We start from the raw sequence: 19,275 nt of genomic DNA on the forward strand, positions 1-19,275 counted from the left end.
GATAGGATGCAATTGTGTTTAACAATCAACAAATAATGGATTTACCAGCGCATAGCGCCATTAATTTTAAGCCTTTAGCTGACAAGGCCTTATTACATACTCAGCTTAACTGGCTTACATTTTATATTCCGTTAATTGGGGTACTTATTGCGGTTTGTTATTTTAACGAAGCTTTTGCTGAGAGTGCGCAAACTTACTTACTAATTGGTATGCCCGTTTTAGTAGCTGTTTCCATGTTGTACAACATGGTTAGCATAAGGCTGCAAGGTTTTGCGGTACGAAACCACGATATTGCTTTTAAAAAAGGCGTTATTTGGCAACAAGTAACGGTATTGCCTTTAGCGCGAGTACAACATATGGAAATACATCAGGGGCCAATAGAGCGAAAGCTTAGCCTTGCGAGCATCAAATTATTTAGCGCAGGCGGCGTAAGTGCCGATTTGCAAATTAGTGGGTTAACCCATGATGATTGTAAAAATATGCGCCAATTTGTACAAAACTACCGTCAAGACGATACGGCTCCTCAGGCGGTTTTAGTCGATGAGTAATAGTATTATTGAGGAGCAAACTAGCTCAAATGATTGGCAAAAAGTATCGTCTTGGGCGCTTTTATATTTTGTTGTGCATTTTAGTGTGCGTTTTGTAAAAGATGGCCTTTTAAACTTGCTGCCTATGTTTGTAGTGTTTGTTACTCAAGTAGAAAATAAGTTGTTTTGGGCACAGGTTGCAGGTGGTATTGCGCTGATTTCGTTGCTTGTTTACTCATTTTTATATTATTTAAATTTTAAGTTTTGTATTAGTAGCGATAACGAAATATTGCTTAATAAAGGCGTATTTAAAAAAGAGCGACTTACGCTTAAATTTGGCCGTGTACAAAACGTTAATATTGCCGAGCCATTTTATTTTACTCCCGTAAGCTTAGTTAATTGTATTTTTGATGCTGCAGGCAGTGTGTCACAAGAAGTTGTTTTACCTGGTGTCACTAAAGACTACGCGCAGCAAATGCGTAAACAGATCTTTGCTTTTAAAGCGCAGCAACAAGAAGAAATACAAAGCACTGAACAAAGCGAAGCAGACACTACTGAAAACAGCCTAAGCATTAGCAATAAAGAAATCGCCAAATTTGGTTTGATGTCGAATATGGCTATTTTAGCAATCGCTGCTTTTGCGCCATTTATAAACTTGATTGTTGATTTTTTAGAGAAGCAAATTATTGCTAAAGTAGAAGGCTTTTATGAGCAAGAGCTTGGCATGCTGGCAAGTGCTGCTACCTTTGCGATGATCACTTTAATTGTTTTATTAATTTTGGTGGCCGTAATGTTATCTATGACTATGTCGCTTATTCGTTTTTATAATTTTGAGCTTTATTTTAAAGGTCAAAAGTTTAAACGTATTGCTGGCTTGTTAGAGCGCCATCAGCTTTCTATGAGCATGGATAAAGTGCAATCTATTGTTATAAAGCAAAACTTAATGGGCCGATTGCTAAAGCGATTTACTGTGGAGTGTTTGCAAGCAAGTAGCGGTGGTCTAGTTGCAGGTGTTGCGGCTAAACAAAATAAACAAACCTTAGTGTTACCTGTATTAAATAGCGAACAAGTTGATAGTGTATGCCAATGGATTTACCCATGGTTTAATAGTAAAAAACTCGCTTTTAAGCGCGCAGAGCGAGCGCTTTTGTATAAAAACTTAGGCTTTTATGCATTGTTACCTAGTGCATTGGTGTTTGGTTTTTGTTTTATTGCCGATATTAATACTTTGATTAGCCTTGGCGTTTTGGTGGTTTTTTCTGGTTTGGTAACCTTATCGTATCAGCGTTATGGTTATTACATGCATGAGGATAATGGTCGATTTTACATGGTTGTACGCAAAGGCATGATTGGCGTTCATTACCGTGTTTTTGAACTTTATAAAGCGCAAAGTGCACGCAGTATAAGTACGTACTTAATGCGCAAATCAGGCTTGAAAAGCCTATATATACAACTTGCTTCAGGATTTGCATTTATGCCCTACATAAAGCAGCAAGATGCTGACTTTATTATCGATTTTACAATTAAACAGATTGAGTCAGATACTCGCAGCTGGATGTAAACTCCCCTAATAAAGCATGTGTAAATACACATTTGCACATGCTTTATTACACTTTCTTACTGCCCATGAAAGACATTTAATAATACCCTAGATGGTATTAAGGAATTATTTTAGGGACGCTCATGAAAAAAACACTTATCGCATCAGCTTTATTACTAGCAGCACCAAGCTTTGCAGCCGATTGGCAAACTATTCATACTGAACATTTCAACATTCACTACAGTGTTGAGCATGCTGATTTTGCTAAATCAACTGCAACAGAGCTTGAAATAGTACGTACCAAAGTGCTTGAGCAGCAAAACAGAGCACTTGATAAAACAGTTGATGTAGTGGTGTTTGATCCCCTAAATGCAGCAAACGGCTTTGCGCTACCTACCTCAAATAACCCTGTAATGGCACTTTTTACAACCCCACCGCAATCGGATACGGTTATATCAAACAGTACTGGCTGGCAGCAGTTACTTGTGTTGCATGAATATATTCACTTAGTGCACTTAGCACAGCCTGCACGCAATGACTGGCAGCAAAAAATGCGTGGTATATGGGATTTATACGACTTAACCTACAGTGATACACCACGCTGGGTAGCCGAAGGTTATGCCACATTGATTGAGTCTAAAATGACGGGGCGTGGACGTTTGTTTGATAACTACTCAGAGTCAATACTGCGAGAATTTGCTCAACAGGGCGCACTGCCAACCTATGGGCAATTAAATGGCGAGCAGGGCTTTATGGGCGGCTCAATGGCTTATTTAATGGGTAGCCGCTTTTTAAATTGGTTAGAGAAAAACTATTCAGAACAAACGCTCGATAGTGTATGGACGCGAATGCAAGGCGTAAAAACGCGTAACTTCGATGAGGCATTTAGCGGTGTGTTTGGGCAAAGTGCAGCTAAGCTATATCGACGATTTATAGCTGAATACACCTATAAAGCAATGCAAAAAGAGCAAGGGGAGTCGTTACTTAAAAGTGAACTTTGGCTTGAGCTTAACTTATATGCAAGTAACCCAGCACTTTCAAAAGATAGTAGTAAAATTGCGATTGTTGAGCGAGATAAAGAGAGTAATACCCAGCTTATAATTTATAGCACTGATGACAACATTAAAGCGCAAGAAGAGTTTACTAAAGCGCAAAAAGAGCTACTCGAAAACGATGCACAAGATATTCCCGATACAGCGCCAAGTGTGTTTAAGCGCGAACAAAAAAAATTGCTTAATCAAATAAACCGAGCTGGTATTGCAAACCCTCAATGGGTAAATAGCACAACGTTATATTTTAATGCGTACAGCAATGAAGAGTCGGGTATTTATAACAAAGTGTCTGATATATTTAGCTATAACACTGACACTGGAAATATTACACAACTTACCGAACTTGCTGGTATTCGCCGCTTTAACGTAACCAAAAACGGTGAAACCTTGTATGGCGAGCAAATAAGAGATGGTTACTCTGAATTAGTAAAGGTTGATCTAAATACGCAAACCATCACGCCATTATTTACAAAAAGCCTTAAGACAACCTACGATTACCCAATACTCAGTCCTGACGAAACTAAATTAGCTTATTTATCAACATCATTAAATGAAAATTGGCAGTTGTATATACAAGGTATAAACGACGAACAACAGCTATCAGTACCTATGCCAAATGGGTATCAATATTTAAGTCAGCCAAGCTTTAGCCATAATGGCGAGTCACTTTACTTTGTTGCAGGTTTAAATAGCGCCACCGATATTTATAACTACAACATAGAGAGTAAAATACTCACCAGGTTAACCCAAGGGCAAGAGGCAGTTGCCCACCCAATTGAAATGGCTGATGGCTCGTTACTCTATTTTTCGATAACCGCAGATGGACCAAATGTAAAAACACTGCCAAAAGCTATAAAAAGCACTGTAGTTACTGAGTTTGCAGCTAACAAAAAAGCACCGCTGCTAATAGTAAACGAACATACACTTCCAAAAGCTAAAATATATACGCACGAAACTACAGAGCAAACAAATTACAACGTGCTCGACCAGCACGCTACCTTTGCGATTGGCTCTCAGTATTATTCGGCTTCTACCAGTTTGTTAGATTTAAGCATTAAAAGTAGCGACTTATTAAAGCAGCTCGACTTACAAGCGGGTTATAGCACTGATTTACACGATGGGGCACTGCACGGTGGTTATGTACAGGCAAAATATAATGCGCTTGATGTAAAACTGAAACTTGCACTGTTTGACTATGATTTGAATACATCGCGCCAGTATCAGCAAAGTCTAAGTGCAGACATGGATGCCCGTGGTGGTTTTGCCGCAATAAGTTACCCCGTTAAATTTGGGCAGTTAAGTTTAACGCCAGAGCTTGCCTACAATTACACTGATTATAAGCAAAGCCATAAAAATTGGACGCGTTTAGGCGTTGCTCAAAATTGGCAATATGATCGTCAAGACTTTGCAATAGGGCAAAGTATTTATGCCAGTTGGTACGATGGCAGTAGTAAGAGCAATAGTTGGCAAGGTTACGATTTAGCCGCCAAAATTTTAGGTAAAGCGTTTGGTATTCCTCTTTATGCAAACTTTGATCAAAAACAACGTGATGACAGCAGCCTTGCATTAGGTGGCTTTAGCTCAAATCTTATTAATCAGCAGCAAAATAGTGAATATGTACTTTCATCGGAGTTACCTTTTTACAGCGCAACTGCAAAGCGCTATCAAGGTTACGGTGGCGGCTTTAGCTTTAAAGAAGGCATGCCGTGGCTTTATTATCAGCAACATCAACTCGACGATACCGTATATGCACAAAGCTACGGCTTAAAATACCAAGGTGATTTTAGTTTTGGAATGGGGCCTGCAGGCGTAAACGATTTAACGTTTAATATGGGACTGTCGCGAGTAGAAGGCGATAGTTTTGAAGATGAAATGCGAGCGTGGTTAAGCTTTTATTATTCACTTTAACGTTTAAAGTTAACCACGGTTTGGCTAAGTTATTTGTCCATCTGTAAAGACAGTAACTTAGCCTGATATACATCGTGCTTTTGATCATCTCGTTCAAACTTAATTGCCTTTTCCAGTAGGTTTTTGGTTTGTCGAGAGTTCCCTTGTTGGTAGTGAATTTTAGCTAGCTCTAAATATAACTCTGCAATATAGGGAGCTTTTGCAATTGCTTGTTCAAGGTGATTTTTAGCTTTGCCTATCAGCCCTGACTGCAAATCGTTTTTAGCGACTACGAGTAGCTCATAAGGATCTTTTTCTTTATTAACTAACTGCTTTGCTAATTTTTTTGCTAGTTCATTTTTCCCCAGCTGTTTTGCTAAAAGTTGATAATTACTAAGTAAGTTAATACTCAATACTTGATTATTAAAAGCGGTTTCATAAATTAATTCTGCATTTTTCACATCGCCAGCACGGCGATGTAAAATACCCGCTATATTAAATAATTCAGGGTCATTAGGGGTGTACTTGTTTGCTTGTAAAATAAGTGAGTAAGCAATATCAAGCTGTTTGTCTGCTAATGCTGTTGCAGCTAAATTACTATAAAACTTAGAGAGTAAATCGTTATAGGTAGCACTGCCTGAGTAAGTGCTGCCTCTCGTTGGAAAGTAATCTATTAAGGTTCCTGGGCGAATAAACACAATAAGATTATCGTCTTTTTCCTGCTCTGGGGCATAAACTTTTGTTCTGAAATGGTTGGCAACATATATAATATTATTTTCTTTTGCGTATACCGGTGCGCTAGTCATTTCTTGAAAGCTTGTTTCAAGGTTTAAAAGTTGGGCATAGCTTTGTGTAAGCACTGCTAAGCTAATGCAATTACCTTGAGATAGCTCAATAGTTTGCTTTGAAGTAAGTGTATCGCCATGATACTTAAAGTTAGTTAGCTGGTTTTGTAAATAATTAAAAATAATGCGATCAGCTCGTGTATCAACTAATTTTTCATTTGCGTAAGCGATAAACTTTTCTTTTTCATCATCTGGCAGCCCAAAAATACTGCTTTCAGAAGGAGTGTCGAGCTTGTTGAACAAGGAATGGTTAAATAGTTGTTCAAGCTGCACTTGTTGTTCTACTTGTTGAACATTAGTTGTTTTACATCCAACTAAAAATAAAAAAGTAATACAGACTGCTATTTTAAAAAACATCATAAACCCACTCCATTGTTAAATTTTACATTACAATGTGATGGGTTTTTAATCAAGCACTTGCTGTGCTGCGTTTATTAAAACGGTTTTTTTGTGATTGTTTTTTACGTCTACGGCGAGTAAACCATAAGTAAAAACCAGTACCTGCCAGCCACACCGGACTCAAACCAATTACGCACCACAGTATTTTACTTATTAGCCCTGCAAAGTAGCCAAAGTGAAGCTTTCTAAAACTATCAATTACTTGCCAGCCAACACCTACTTCGCGAATATCCCAGTTAGCTATATGTTCACCTGTTAATTTGTTATAGCTAACAGTATTAGCATATTCACTAGCTAGTGGGTTGGCGGTATCTACTTCGCCAAATAAGGTAATATTTTCGTCAGGCTCTAGCGGCATAACTAAAAACGTACCATTAAAAGTGGGTATTTGCTTTTTACTGTCATCAAGTATGCGTTGAAAAGAAATATCGCTACTGTGCAAGTTTTTGGTGAGTACAAAGTGCTCTTCCTCAGCGTGTTCAATAACTTCGTGATACCACACCGCCCAGTTAAAGTAGCCACCTGTAATAGCTAAAATAATAATGATGGGAGATCCTATAACCCCAGTCATTTTATGAATGTCGCTAAGTACTATTTGTAGTGTTGCACGCCAGCGCACACTAAATAGACGCTGCCAAAATTTACGATAAATAATAAGCCCAGTAATACCTAATACCAATAAAAACAACGCAAAAAAGAATCCCAGTACGGTGCCAGTTTGCCCTGGCAGGTTTTTAAAGTCGTTCAGTAAAAAGGTGTAATGCAGTTCTAAAAACCAATCAGTAAAATAATGGCTGGTGCCTACAGGCTCAGACAAAATATCACCCGTGTATTGGTTTAAATGAAACTTATACCATTGCTCTGTGCCGCGTTTTACTAAGTAAACCCGATCAGCAGTATCATCGTTAAATATTTCCCAACTACCTACTACATATTCAGGGTAAGCATGCTCTGTTTTTGTAATTAATTTGTCGATTGGCATGCGCTCTGGCAGTGCTTTTACAACAAAATGGCTGTTTGGCATAAGTAAGCCATCTATTTCACTTTTAAAAACTAATACGCTCCCTGTAATACTAATAACAATCAACGGAATGATAGCTATAAGGGCGATCCAACTGTGAATTTTAAAAAGAGTTTTTCTCATAGATAGTTTTATATATTGCAGCTAATGACTTGCGTATGATAACAACTATCATTTTTATTTAATAGATCGTGTGAGTGCTATCTATTAAACAGGCAAACTGTGAACTTAATTCTACGGTTTTTGTATACCCAACTTGCCAGTACCTAAAATAAGAATGTCTTATTTAGTTGAGTTAAATTTACGCGGCTCTACAATGCCGCGCTCATAGTAAAAGCCTTTTAAAACATATGTTTATTAAATGTTTTTATTTCCATGATTAATTAACACTTATGTAACGAGCGAGGTTGCTTTGGCGCATTATTTGCCTATATTGTCTTCATTTATTTTGGTTTTTAGTTTTTTACCATTACTAAACAAAATTCGAAAAAATCGTAGTGTCTCAGGTCTATCACTATTGATGATGACGTTTGGGTTAGCACAAAGCCTTTACTTTATAACCTACAATATTTATTTTGAACGCTTTTATATTGCGTTACCATTTATCGTAACTGGTGCGTTAAGTGGACTTATTTTGTATTTTTTCGCACGTTATAACGCAGCTAAACGAGAACGTGTGCAGTTGATTACCATGTTGGGCTTTTCGTTACTGCCTTTCTCATTGCTTTTGAATTCGAACCTAGATACTGCAACGGTATTAAGCGCTTTAACGTATGTTGGGCTGGTGATGAGCTCGGTACGTGTTATGCCACAAACTTATAAAACACTGCGCACGGGTAATGTAAGTAATTTAAGCGCACGTTACTTTAGCTTGCAGTTTATAGCGGGTATTTGTGGTTTAGTTGTTGAGCTTACAACAGCAGCTCCAAGCACGGCGCACTTACTTATGTTTATTATGCTGCTGCTTACCAATGCTGTGCAATTTGGTTGTATGCAATATTATAGAATGCGGCCTGTAATGGCTTAAAGCCAAAATAAAAGTGCTAATTTAGTTAAGGTATGGCAGTTTTAAGCTATTAATTATTACAAAGTTTAAACAATGCAATTAACTATTCATCAAATTGATGCGTTTACGAATGAGTTATTTAAAGGTAACTATGCGGCAGTGATCCCACTAGAATCGTGGTTAAGTGACGATTTAATGCTAAAGATTGGCGCTGAGAATAACGTATCCGAAACGACTTTTACCTGCCAGCAAGACGATGGAAGTTTTGTTATTCGCTGGTTTTCGCCCTTAATGGAAATCGATTTTTGTGGGCATGCAACTTTAGCCGCAGCCTATGTTTTATGTGAAGCGCATAATGTATCGCAAATTCGCTTTATTGCTGATGCGGTGGGTGAGCTAATTGTTAATAAAAACGACGATGGCAGCTTTGCAATGACTTTTCCTAAACAAGCACCGGTTGAGGTACAAAATGCGCCGCAGCAATTGCTTGATGGCTTATCTATACAACCCAGTAAAGTGCTTAAAAATCGCCAAGCCTATTTTGCTATTTATGAAAATGCCGATCAAATACTTGAATTAAAAACTAACTCTGAACTTTTAAAAACGCTTTACCCACTTGATGTAGTGGCCACTGCTCCAAGTGTTGAATATGATTTTATATCTCGTTATTTTTGGCCTGCAAGCGGTGGCGACGAAGATTATGTAACGGGTTCTATTCATACAGGGTTAGCACCTTTTTGGGCGCAGCAATTGGGTAAAACGTCGTTAAGTGCTTATCAGGCTTCAAGCAGAGGCGGGCATTTGCTATGTGAAGTGGGTGATACAACCGTTACTTTAACAGGTCATGCTGTGCGCTATTTGCAAGGTATAATTTATTTGTAAATGCGTTATTTTAAAGTGCCGCCTTGCGGTAGTTTAATGGTTATTTGTGCGCCATTATCAGTATTTGCTAAAAGAAGCTGGCCGTTGTGTTTTTGGACAATATCATTACATAGTGCTAAACCAAGCCCGAAACCGGTTTTTTTAGTTGTATACAAAGGCTGTATTGCATACTCCAGATTAGCAAATCCGGGACCATTGTCGGTTAGCTGCAATATATGGGTATTCGCTTGTGCAAAGCTGTTAAGTGTTACGTGTGGTTGGTCTTTATTGGCTTCGAATGTATTTTTAAATAGGTTAATTAACAGCTGTTCAATAAGTAACTTATCAGCAAAGCATTGTGATTCGCCAGCAAAACTAAACTGAATATTTTGCTCTGCGGCATTAAGATCTGCTAAGTTTTTTAAATCAAAATATTGCGGTTTTGCTGCTGGTAATCGGCTTAATTCTGAGTAGGACTTTATAAATCGTAGTAAAGACTCACTACGCGATTTGATTCTTGTTAATACTTGCCTTGTTTGTTTTTCATTTAGTGTTTCTGTGGTTAGTAATGTATCTGTCATGGAAGCCATAGGCGTGAGTGAGTTATTTAACTCATGAGATAAGATACGAATTAAATCAGCTTGAGACTGACGCTTTGCATCTTGTAATTGATGACCAATATAGCTGGCGCTAATAAGTATTTGCTTTGCATCACTAAGTACAATGCGTTGCACTTGCCAATCTTGGTTTAACTTAGCATGACTACATTGTTTATTATTCACTGTAAAGCCGCATTCAGCTATGGTCATGCCACGCAGAAGAGGTGTTTTTAGTTGCTTATACATAGGGTGATTAAAGAGAGTAAGCTTCCCTTGATCGTTAAATAAAGCGATAGGGTGAGGCCAATGTTGAAATAATCCATCGATTAACTGCGTTGATGCAGGTGTTGATTTTGTAAATAACGTTTCAATTTGTATACCTAGCGCTGTCCATGGCGAGTTGGGATCGTTGTAATCTAAACTGAGATTACTTTGTCCCTGTTGTTTGGCATCAATATAGGCTTGTAATTGAGTAATAGGTAAGAAGTAACTATTAAATAGCTTATAAAGAGAAATAATAAGTAGGTAACTTAAAAAAATAGCGACTGTTGTCGTTAGTAATATATCTTGGCTTAATTGATAAACCCACCCTGTACTCGGGCCAATAATTGCGCAAAATACAGTAACTAATATGCTAATTATTTTGGTTTTATAGCGCACTTTGGTATTACTCATCAAATCCCTCTAGTTGGTACTTTTCCATCCGTCGATACAGCGCATTACGTGAAATACCTAAGCTTTTTGCCGCCGCTGTTATTTGTTGATTGTGTTGTTGTAGTACATCAGTGATTCTTTGTTTTTCAAGCTCTTCTAGTGTGAGTTTTGGAATTGATTGACCTTGGTTTACTTGACTATCGAGCATGATATTAGGTAGCTCGATGACGCTGCCGGTGCTAATTAGCATTGCGCGTTCTATCACATGGCTTAGTTCGCGAATATTACCCGGCCAGTTATGATTGCATAACAGTTTTTCAGCGCTTTGAGATAATGTACAAGTCGGCTTGTTATACTTGCCAGCAAACAGGTTAATAAAGTGTGCGACAAGTGGCAATATATCTTCTTTTCGCTCACGCAGAGCTGGGAGTTTAATTACAAAGGTATTTAGGCGGTAATATAAATCTTGACGAAACTGCCCGTCAGAGATGGCAGCGCTCAAGTTTTGATTCGTGGCTGCAATTAAGCGTACATTAACGAGTTCACTTGCATTTGCACCAAGCGGTGTAAATTCACCTGTTTCGAGTACTTGTAATAATTTAGGCTGTAAATGAAAGGGTAATGTGCCTATTTCATCCATAAATAAAGTACCACTTTTAGCACGACTGAACGCGCCTGTTCGGTCTTGTTTAGCATCGGTAAACGCGCCTTTATGATGGCCGAATAGCTCACTTTCAAATAAAGATTCTGCAATCGCCCCCATATTTAGGCTCACAAGTGGTGCGTTATTGCGCGCACTTAATTGGTGGATACGTTTCGCTAGTTGCGATTTACCGGTGCCGTTTTCACCTAAAATTAATAAGTTTGCGTCGGTTGGTGCAAGTTGTGTAATGAGCTTATCGAGAGATTGCATCACGCTTGAGCATGCTACCCAATCACTTTGTTCAGTCTGAGGTGAAATAGGCTCAATATGATTCGCTATTTGGGCGAGTAGTTTTTCTTTTCGCCATGGTTTTTCGATAAAGTTTTTAGCACCACTTTGTAATCCGGTAACGGCAAGTTCAATATTTGCCCATGCAGTCATTAATATAACGGGAATATTTAATGGGGTGATTTGTTCAAGCAATGCTAAGCCTTCTTTGCCTGAAGTGGTATCACGGGTGAAGTTCATATCCAGCAATACCAATGCAGGGGTTAGCCGGCTTAGCAATTGCATGCACTGCGTTGGTCCGTCAGCCTCAACCACACGATAGCCTGCCTGCTCTAAAAGTAGTGATAGGGCAAAGCGAATGTCGTCATCGTCATCAACAACTAAAATAGTGGGTTGGCTCATACTGGTTGTAATGGCAGCATTAGCTGCCAGCTCCTTAAAAGTTTATTGCTCTCTAAGCGCGCGCATAGGGTCAGCATTAATAATACGCCATACTACCAAAACAATGGCAATAAAGACGATAGCAATCAATAAACTAGTGAAAATTGTTAGTGCTTGCCATGAAAATGCAGGCAACATAGGGATTGCTTTTTGTAGCACTAAATAAAGACCACAAGCTAGGGTAATTGCAATCGCGAGTGCACTCAGTAGTAAGCCATTAAAGCTTTTTAATATACGCATCATTAGGCTAATACGGCTTGCGCCAGTTGCCATGCGTATCGCAAGTTCAAAGCGTTTTAATTCAGTAAAGCTCATTGCCATACCATTACTACCAACAGCTGCAAGTAGCAAAGTTAATAAAGATAACGCACTGATAAAATAAAACTGTATGCGCTGCGGCATAGTTTGTTCTTTCCAGCGTTCGTCTAATGTACGCGCATTTACTTCAATTACTTGTGGGTGAGCATATTGAATCGCTTGCATAATGGCTTGTTTATCAAAGCGTTGCCCAGGCGGCAGTTGCATAGCAATATTAATCCCCAAATTAGCATCATCGTGCGAATAACTGTAAAACATAGTCGGATAGCCCTGATCTTTAGCCATCATGGTGTAATTGTCTGCGATTACGCCAATAACTTGCCGATTAGATACTTCCTTGCCAATTACTGATTCAATCGTGCCATCTGTGGACAATTGCTTTGCAAAGGTTTCGTTGATTAATGTGACAGGCTCTAAATTTTGATATTGCGTTTGACTCATATTTTGCCCTGCTAGCAAATTGAGTTTATAGGTCTGTATATAGTCAGGTGCAATGTTAATTGTCATATAGGTAAAGCGCTCTTGTGTTTGCTCATCCTCAGTCATATTTATGACGGTACTAAAGCTAAATGGTTCTCCTTCACTTTGTAGCGGGGTAATATTAGGCTGGACTTGAAGTATTGCTTGTTCAAGTTGATTTTTTATTTCCAATGCACCTTGATAACGTTGTTTTGTTTTTTGCTCTGCGGCTTCGGGGTCTTGTGCTACTTGCGCTAATCTTTCCTGCATTTCTGCGTTGTCTAAAATCGGTTCTTCGTTACTTTGTAGGCGTACAGTGGCTATTAACGTATTACCAGGCTCAAAACCTAAGTTGATATTTAGCTTATCGTAGGCGGTATTTGCTAGCATAGCGGTGCCCGTTAAAATAACTGCTGCTGAACTTAATTGTGCAATAAATAACACTTGGCTAAGGCGGGTCACTTTACCTGCATTGACACCTTTATTACCGTTATTAAGGTTACTAATTAATTGTGTTTGATCAAACTGACGGGTTGATAAAAACGCAAAAAATAAATTGATCATCAGCACAATTGCAACCGCTACAGCAATAGTTATCGCATCAATTTGCACTAGTTCAAGCATCGCTATATTACCGCCACTGATGATAGGTAATAGCCTAATAAGCCAAGCGGCACCTAACAAACCTAATACTGCGGCAAGTAAAAAGGTGCTCAGGTTTTCTAAAAAGCTCATTACTAATAGCTTGTTGCGTGATGCACCCATACATAACTGTGTGGCAAATTCTTGCTCGCGTTGTTGATAATGGGCAATAAATAGGTTTAGTAAGTTGAGGCTTGCCATAACGAGTAAGATGACCACAGTGGCTAATAAAAACAACAGCATGATTTGCTGATCTTCCATTAAATTATCGCGATATAAAGTTGCTGAACTTTCAGGGTTCATGCTCTCAAACATTTGCTTCATAGGGCCAAGTTGTTCGCCTTGGTCAAGATAATACTGCTGCCAAAAGCTCTCCATGTCATCGACAGTAAATGCACGTTCTGTTTGGCGAAACAGGGGTTGTAGGCTGCCATCAATGGACATTTTTGTTGGCATTGCAGCTTGCTCTGCTAAATCATAATAGCGCCAAATTTGCTGGGCATATTTTTGATCGTTGTCTGAATTAAATGATGAGAAGTCGCTGACCACTCCGCGAATTTGCAAAGCTTGGTCGTCTATTTTTAATGTTTGGCCAATTGCGTTTATACTTTTTTGAAATGCGCTTTGCCATAAACTTTCAGAGATCCACACAGTATTTTGAGTATTTACTTTGCTTGGTTGCTCTCCTAATAGCAGGCTTCCTGTGACCATAGACATAAAATTATTACTAGCATCAAAGCGTGATACTGGGTAGCTCGTTTCATGTACCTTAACTGTACTTTCGTCCGCTTGGTATGCAGCAAACTGACCATACCCTTTGTACTGCTCAGCTAATAGTGCCAAGCGCTTAGCGGTAAACATTGAAACACGCATATCTTCTGAAACCGCCATAGTACGATTAATCGTATACAAGTTATCTTCGTTTTTTATATCAGGTAAAGCTTTAAAAATAAGATGACTACTCATGGCGACAACAGCAAGCACTGCGGCCAATGTTAAGCTTAATGTAAGTAAAATTGGCAGTGATAAACGTGGCAATGTAAATAGTCGTAAGACACCATGGCGCAATGCGCGAAGATAAAAACTCATACTATTGCCTCTTGATGTTCAACTAGTACTTTGCCATCAAATAAGCGGATTTGACGCTGAGCCATCTGGCTGTAGCGTTCATCATGCGTCACCATAACAACGGTGGCGCCTTGTTTGTTTAAATCAAGCAATAGTTGCATAACGGCATCGCCATTTTGGCTATCTAAGTTACCTGTTGGTTCATCTACTAGCAGTAAATCAGGGTTGCCAACTAATGCGCGAGCAATCGCAACGCGTTGCTGTTGCCCGCCAGAGAGTTGGCTTGGTTTATGGTCTAATCGTGCGCTCATGTTTACTGCAGCTAGCTGTTTTTCAACGGCGGTTTTTATTTCACTACTTGAGACACCGCGATGCTCAAGGGGTAATGCGACGTTTTCAAATACCGTGAGATTATCAATTAAGTTGAAGGACTGAAATACATAGCCAATGTGCTTGTTGCGTACGCTAGAACGTTGATCAACTTTAAGACTATGAGTATCGATATTAGCTAATTGATAATTGCCATTCGTTGGGGTGTCTAATAGGCCTAAAATACTGAGCAAGGTCGATTTACCGCAACCCGATGCCCCTGAAATCGCGATAAACTCGCCTTTATTTATAGTTAAAGATACATCTTGTAGGGCATGCGTTTTCACTTGGCCTTTGCTGTACACTTTATTGATATTATTAATTGTTACTAGTGTAGTCATGGGGATTTTTCCTTAAAGGTTAGTTGTATCTAGGGCCAAGTGGTTGTAAGTATGCCACTGGCTTAAATCATTTGTGATAATTTTTTCACCCGCAATGGCGCCGTTGGTGATGAGTAAGTTGGTGCCTGTTAGTTCACCAAAGGTTATTTGCTGTTGTTGTAATAGTGCTTGGTTAGGAATGTGTTTATAAAGTAGTTGCGCGCCTAGTGGTTTTAATCCGGGCTGTTGGCTCACATAAAGTGCATTTTCTTTGCGTTCGACAAATACGAATGCATTGACAGGTTGTGCTGGGCGTAAGTTTGCAGGTAGAGGCTCGCTTAGGTGCACTTCGGCGACGATAAAGCCGTTTTCAACCACCGACGCTAATTGTTTAACATGACCTTTTAGCTTGCCTGCTGGGTGCTTTAACTCAACTGCCGCGCCAAGTTGTATACGCTCAGCAATACGTTGTGGGATATTTAGTTTTGCCATCAACTGTGTTTTTGAACCAATGCGCGCCATTGGTTGTCCTTGGTTTACCCGCTCTCCAAGCTCAATATCTAAACGCTGTAGCGTGCCTGTTATTCCTGCTGTGATAGTTAATGCCGCAACTTTGTTGTTGACTAAAGCGACCTGTTTTTGTTGTTGAGTTAATAAAATTTTCTGTTGCTCAAGTTCTAGCTTGTGCATTTCTTTTTGCTTTTCAAAACGATACTTTGCAAACTCTAGGCGCTTTTTGAGCTGGTTATATTTAAGAATAGCGCGTTCTAAATCTATTTTTGCAGCTATGCCCTGGTCTGATAGGCGCTGGTTAACATCTACATCTAGTTTAGCGCCTTGTATCTGACTATCAATATCAGCGAGTTCGGCTTGAAAAGTGAGTTGTTCATTTTGTTTTTGAAACTTAAATGCTGCAAATTCAGAGTTCATCCGTTCAAGTTTTGCTTGTGATTCGAACAGTTGTTGCTGCAAATCAGGATTAACTAACCTTGCGATAACAGTACTTGCTTTTACATCAGCACCTGCCCGTAGATAAATTTCACCCACTTGGCCTGCTGCTGGCGCGCTGATCAGGCGTTCATAGCGTGATGCATATTGACCATACACTGGCGTCATAATATCAATATCACCTTGTTGCACAGTAACTGTATTGAGTGTGCTAGCACTGAGCTTGGGTATGGTGGGTTTTATTGTGAAATAACCGATACATATGACAGCTAAAAGTGTTGCAATAGTCAGCATCATTTTTAATTTGTTCGGTTTTGTTTTTTGGTCAATATTAATATTCATTATCTACTCATCATTTTGATTGATGTAGTTGTTAATGAAAGTTTGATGCCAAATTTAAATTCTCTTATATTTCAGAGTGTTGATTTTTTTATAGTGCTTTAAAATAAATAGATGTTCGATATCGAACACGTCGGTGTTCGGTTTTGAATAACGGTTGTGGATCTAAGTTCAGTAAATAACCAGAACTCAGGTTAAATTGATTTGAGGTCAGTGATCAGCGTTTCGGTGAAGTCGAGTTAAAACTGATAGCATATTTAGCGATAAAGTCATCGCCTGTACGCTTTTCCTGAGATGGGTAAAGCAAACGCTGAGCAAAGCTTATGACTCTTAACTGCATCCATGTAGAAAACAAAGAGTAAACTGCCCTTAGTTTTATTTACAATAAATACCAGTAACGTGGTGTTATGGAAAAGGCCGTACTTTTATTAATTAGGTTAAATATTAAAAGTACGACTTAATTTTTATGCTTCTAGCGCTTTTTCAATTAAGCGATCAATATATTTTTTATGCGCTTTAGTTGCTGTATCAGATCCCCAAGCAACACTGGTATCGGCTATTTGAGTTAGCTGATATAGCGCGGCTGTTTTAGCTAAGTTATCGTATTTGCTCGCTTTGCCAAGTCCTGCAATTGCAATTAGCTGGTTAACGTACTCAATTTGTAAGTTGTGGCTAATAGAGTTTGCGTCTTTGCTTTTCACAAAAATGTTAGCAGTTAAATTTTCCATAAACTGAGTTAGGCTATATTCATTACCGTACAAGGCGGTGTCAGAAATACGTAGTAATACCGCTGGGTGTAATAGCTGTGCAAGTACAGACTTTTGCATACCTAAAATCATTTGGTGTGCTTTAGGGTCTTCATTTTTACCAAAGTGATTAAAGCCACGGCGTTGCAGTTGTAAGTAGCTGTATAGAGGCTGCATGTTTTGTAGTACGTCTGGTGCAAATACAAACTTGGCTAATATATCCATCGCTTGTGTTTGACGCTCAAGTGATACCGGTGTAAATGGTTTATCTGCGTTTACGTCACCTACTACTGCACGCTCAACATACACACCACCAATTTGACGAGAGACAACACCTGCTTGAGCTCGGTACTGGCCAAATAAGCTATTAGCAGAGGTAACAAGCTGTTGGTAAGACTCGCCTTTAACCGTTGCTTTATCTTTTAGTTCAGTAAATAGTTTATTAATAAGTGCCATACGATCTGCGCCATAGGCCGCAGGATTTGACGACAAATCGCCAATCATTACACGTGGATCAATATGACGACCTGGTGCGCGCATATCGTCTGCATCGTTACCAAAGGCAAGGGCATGTTCACTTGAACGAGCAAGAATCTTGTCAAGTCGAGCTTGCTCAGCGGCTTCATCGGTAAGTGCTACGCTGTAGCCATAATTAATTGCCCAGTCATCATAAGGACCTGGTTTCGTTTGAAAAATATCACCTTGCTGCACACCTATTGGGGCAATGTTAGCGGGTGCATAATCCATTACAGAACCGGTTACTATGCCTTGGGTTTTATTTTTATCGTGTACTTCTTTTTCATCCCACAAAATAGATGATTTCATATTGTGGTTAAGGCCTAAAGTATGGCCAACTTCGTGAAGTACTAATTGGGTTAAACCTTGACGAAGCATTTCTTTATCTTCAATTTTGTCGCCGCTTGCGAGGCCTTTGGCAAGCATTAGGTTTTGTTGAATTTCATGCCCTAATGAGCAATTTAACTCGCCGGTATTTGTTGCTTCACCGTGGCTCATTGTTCCTTGCGTGAAAAGTGTGTCGTAAATCCAGCGGTTTTTCATAAATACAAACTCAAGCATAATGTCTGAGCCCAGTATTTCGCCAGTTAATGGGTTAGCAAGTGCAGGTCCGTATCCGCCAAATGGAGGTTTAGGCGACGAAGTCCAACGTAGCACGTTGTAATTAATATCGCCCGCATCCCAATCTGCATCGTCTGGTTGTACTTTTACTTCTAACGCATTTTTAAAACCGGCTTTTTCAAAAGAAGTATTCCACGTTAAAACAGCATCACGAATAGTATCGCGCCACTCAATTGGTGTGGTGTTTTCTATCCACCAAGTAATTGGTTTTACTGGCTCTGAAAGTGCTGCACTCGGGTCTTTCTTTTGTAGATCCCAGCGCTTTATAACATCTTCATAAGGAGCCCAGTCGGTCGACGTCATTTGATCAAATTGATTTGTGAAATAACCAATGCGCGCATCATCCATACGTGGCACGTAGTTATTGTCTGGGAGTGCAACAAACGAGTGTTGTACTTTTACCGATACACTACGCGGGTCGCTTACTGCATTTGAGCCGCGTACAGTTGGGCTTGGGTTAGTAAATACATAATCAACAACCACATCTAAGTTATTAGGATATGGACGCTGTTTAATAATGCGTGATTTTTTATCGTCTAACTTACCGACTTTAAAGCGTTTTTTAGCATTTTTATCGGCAGGGTTTGGTGTAGGCGATACTTTATGAAGCGCTTCGCTTAAAAATAGCTTATTTACATTGAATGCTATTTTTCCGTCTTCTTCTTTTTCTATTTTAATACTCGCAAGTACCGCTTCACTAATATTGGCATCGCTTGCCTTTGAAATCGCACTGTTCTCATCAAACTTGTAACGAGGAGTTTTGCTAATAATATCGATACGGTCAAAGTATTTTCTAAATTCAATTAACTTAGTTTCGCGGTACGATCCACGATAATGACCCGCATCTGTAACGCCATCGACAGTATGCGCAAAATATACAAATGGTGTATTAAGTTGAGATTCGTTAATCACCATTAAATGGTCACCGGTTTTTTCATCTTGATAAAGGCTAAATATACCGGCAAATTCGGTTTGTCCTTTAATCATCTCGCTAAGTGTTTTTGGCTCTTTTTCGTCTTTTTTATCGGCTGCAAATGCATGGCCGCCAAACGCTAAGCTTAGTGCAAGGGTGATGGTCGTTAATTTCATTTTGAGACTTTTAATATTTGTTAATTTAATTGGACTGTACGTAAATTAATTTTATTTCGCACATCTTCGCGATGAAA

The 19,275-nt window shown here is 39.2% G+C and carries 13 protein-coding genes; 5 read left to right on the forward strand and 8 right to left on the reverse strand.

Annotated elements, in window-relative coordinates:
• Window positions 1–14 precede the first annotated feature (14 nt).
• From PX700_RS12885 to PX700_RS12895, 3 genes are all read left to right on the forward strand, one after another.
• Window positions 15–548: a PH domain-containing protein gene (locus PX700_RS12885; protein ID WP_197239373.1), complete on the forward strand. Its 534-nt coding sequence runs from the start codon at window positions 15–17 to the stop codon at window positions 546–548.
• Window positions 541–2,088: a PH domain-containing protein gene (locus PX700_RS12890; protein WP_197181092.1), complete on the forward strand. Its 1,548-nt coding sequence runs from the start codon at window positions 541–543 to the stop codon at window positions 2,086–2,088. The genes PX700_RS12885 and PX700_RS12890 overlap by 8 nt, the downstream gene beginning before the upstream one ends.
• Window positions 2,089–2,210: 122 nt before the next feature.
• Window positions 2,211–5,027 carry a TolB family protein gene (locus PX700_RS12895; protein WP_479520903.1) on the forward strand — a complete coding sequence of 939 codons (2,817 nt, stop codon included), beginning with the start codon at window positions 2,211–2,213 and terminating at the stop codon, window positions 5,025–5,027.
• A 29-nt stretch (window positions 5,028–5,056) separates the two neighbouring features.
• Here PX700_RS12895 and PX700_RS12900 read toward each other — a convergent pair whose 3' ends face one another.
• Together PX700_RS12900 and PX700_RS12905 are read right to left on the reverse strand one after the other, a co-directional pair.
• On the reverse strand, window positions 5,057–6,211 hold the full coding sequence (locus tag PX700_RS12900; protein ID WP_479520904.1) for a tetratricopeptide repeat protein: 1,155 nt from the start codon (window positions 6,209–6,211) through the stop codon (window positions 5,057–5,059).
• 49 nt (window positions 6,212–6,260) lie between these two features.
• On the reverse strand, window positions 6,261–7,394 hold the full coding sequence (locus PX700_RS12905) for a PepSY-associated TM helix domain-containing protein (protein WP_479520905.1): 1,134 nt from the start codon (window positions 7,392–7,394) through the stop codon (window positions 6,261–6,263).
• Window positions 7,395–7,683: 289 nt separating this feature from the next.
• On the opposite strand from PX700_RS12905, the gene PX700_RS12910 reads away from it, so the two are divergent.
• Both PX700_RS12910 and PX700_RS12915 read left to right on the forward strand, forming a co-directional pair.
• Complete coding sequence (locus tag PX700_RS12910; protein WP_415638040.1) at window positions 7,684–8,298, forward strand: SemiSWEET family transporter; 615 nt, start codon at window positions 7,684–7,686, stop codon at window positions 8,296–8,298.
• 72 nt (window positions 8,299–8,370) lie between these two features.
• The gene (locus tag PX700_RS12915; protein WP_415638039.1) at window positions 8,371–9,159 is read left to right on the forward strand and encodes a PhzF family phenazine biosynthesis protein; all 789 of its coding nucleotides are present in this window, start codon (window positions 8,371–8,373) and stop codon (window positions 9,157–9,159) included.
• Window positions 9,160–9,164: 5 nt separating this feature from the next.
• Here the strand turns inward: PX700_RS12915 and PX700_RS12920 are convergent, their stop codons facing one another.
• The 6 genes from PX700_RS12920 to PX700_RS12945 form a co-directional block, all read right to left on the reverse strand.
• Entirely contained in the window at window positions 9,165–10,412 is a 1,248-nt protein-coding gene (locus PX700_RS12920) for a sensor histidine kinase (protein WP_415638038.1), read from the reverse strand.
• Entirely contained in the window at window positions 10,405–11,724 is a 1,320-nt protein-coding gene (locus PX700_RS12925; protein ID WP_479520906.1) for a sigma-54-dependent transcriptional regulator, read from the reverse strand. The genes PX700_RS12920 and PX700_RS12925 overlap by 8 nt, the downstream gene beginning before the upstream one ends.
• Before the next feature lie 42 nt (window positions 11,725–11,766).
• Window positions 11,767–14,271, reverse strand: coding sequence for an ABC transporter permease (locus PX700_RS12930; RefSeq protein ID WP_479520907.1), 2,505 nt, complete (start codon window positions 14,269–14,271; stop codon window positions 11,767–11,769).
• The gene (locus PX700_RS12935) at window positions 14,268–14,960 is read right to left on the reverse strand and encodes an ABC transporter ATP-binding protein (RefSeq protein ID WP_415638035.1); all 693 of its coding nucleotides are present in this window, start codon (window positions 14,958–14,960) and stop codon (window positions 14,268–14,270) included. The genes PX700_RS12930 and PX700_RS12935 overlap by 4 nt, the downstream gene beginning before the upstream one ends.
• A gap of 12 nt (window positions 14,961–14,972) precedes the next feature.
• A complete protein-coding gene (locus PX700_RS12940; RefSeq protein WP_415638034.1) occupies window positions 14,973–16,229 on the reverse strand; it encodes an HlyD family secretion protein in 1,257 nt (418 codons plus the stop codon).
• Between the two features lie 461 nt (window positions 16,230–16,690).
• Complete coding sequence (locus PX700_RS12945) at window positions 16,691–19,198, reverse strand: zinc-dependent metalloprotease (protein ID WP_479520908.1); 2,508 nt, start codon at window positions 19,196–19,198, stop codon at window positions 16,691–16,693.
• Window positions 19,199–19,275: the final 77 nt, after the last annotated feature.

The organism is Pseudoalteromonas sp. TP27, assembly GCF_056470645.1.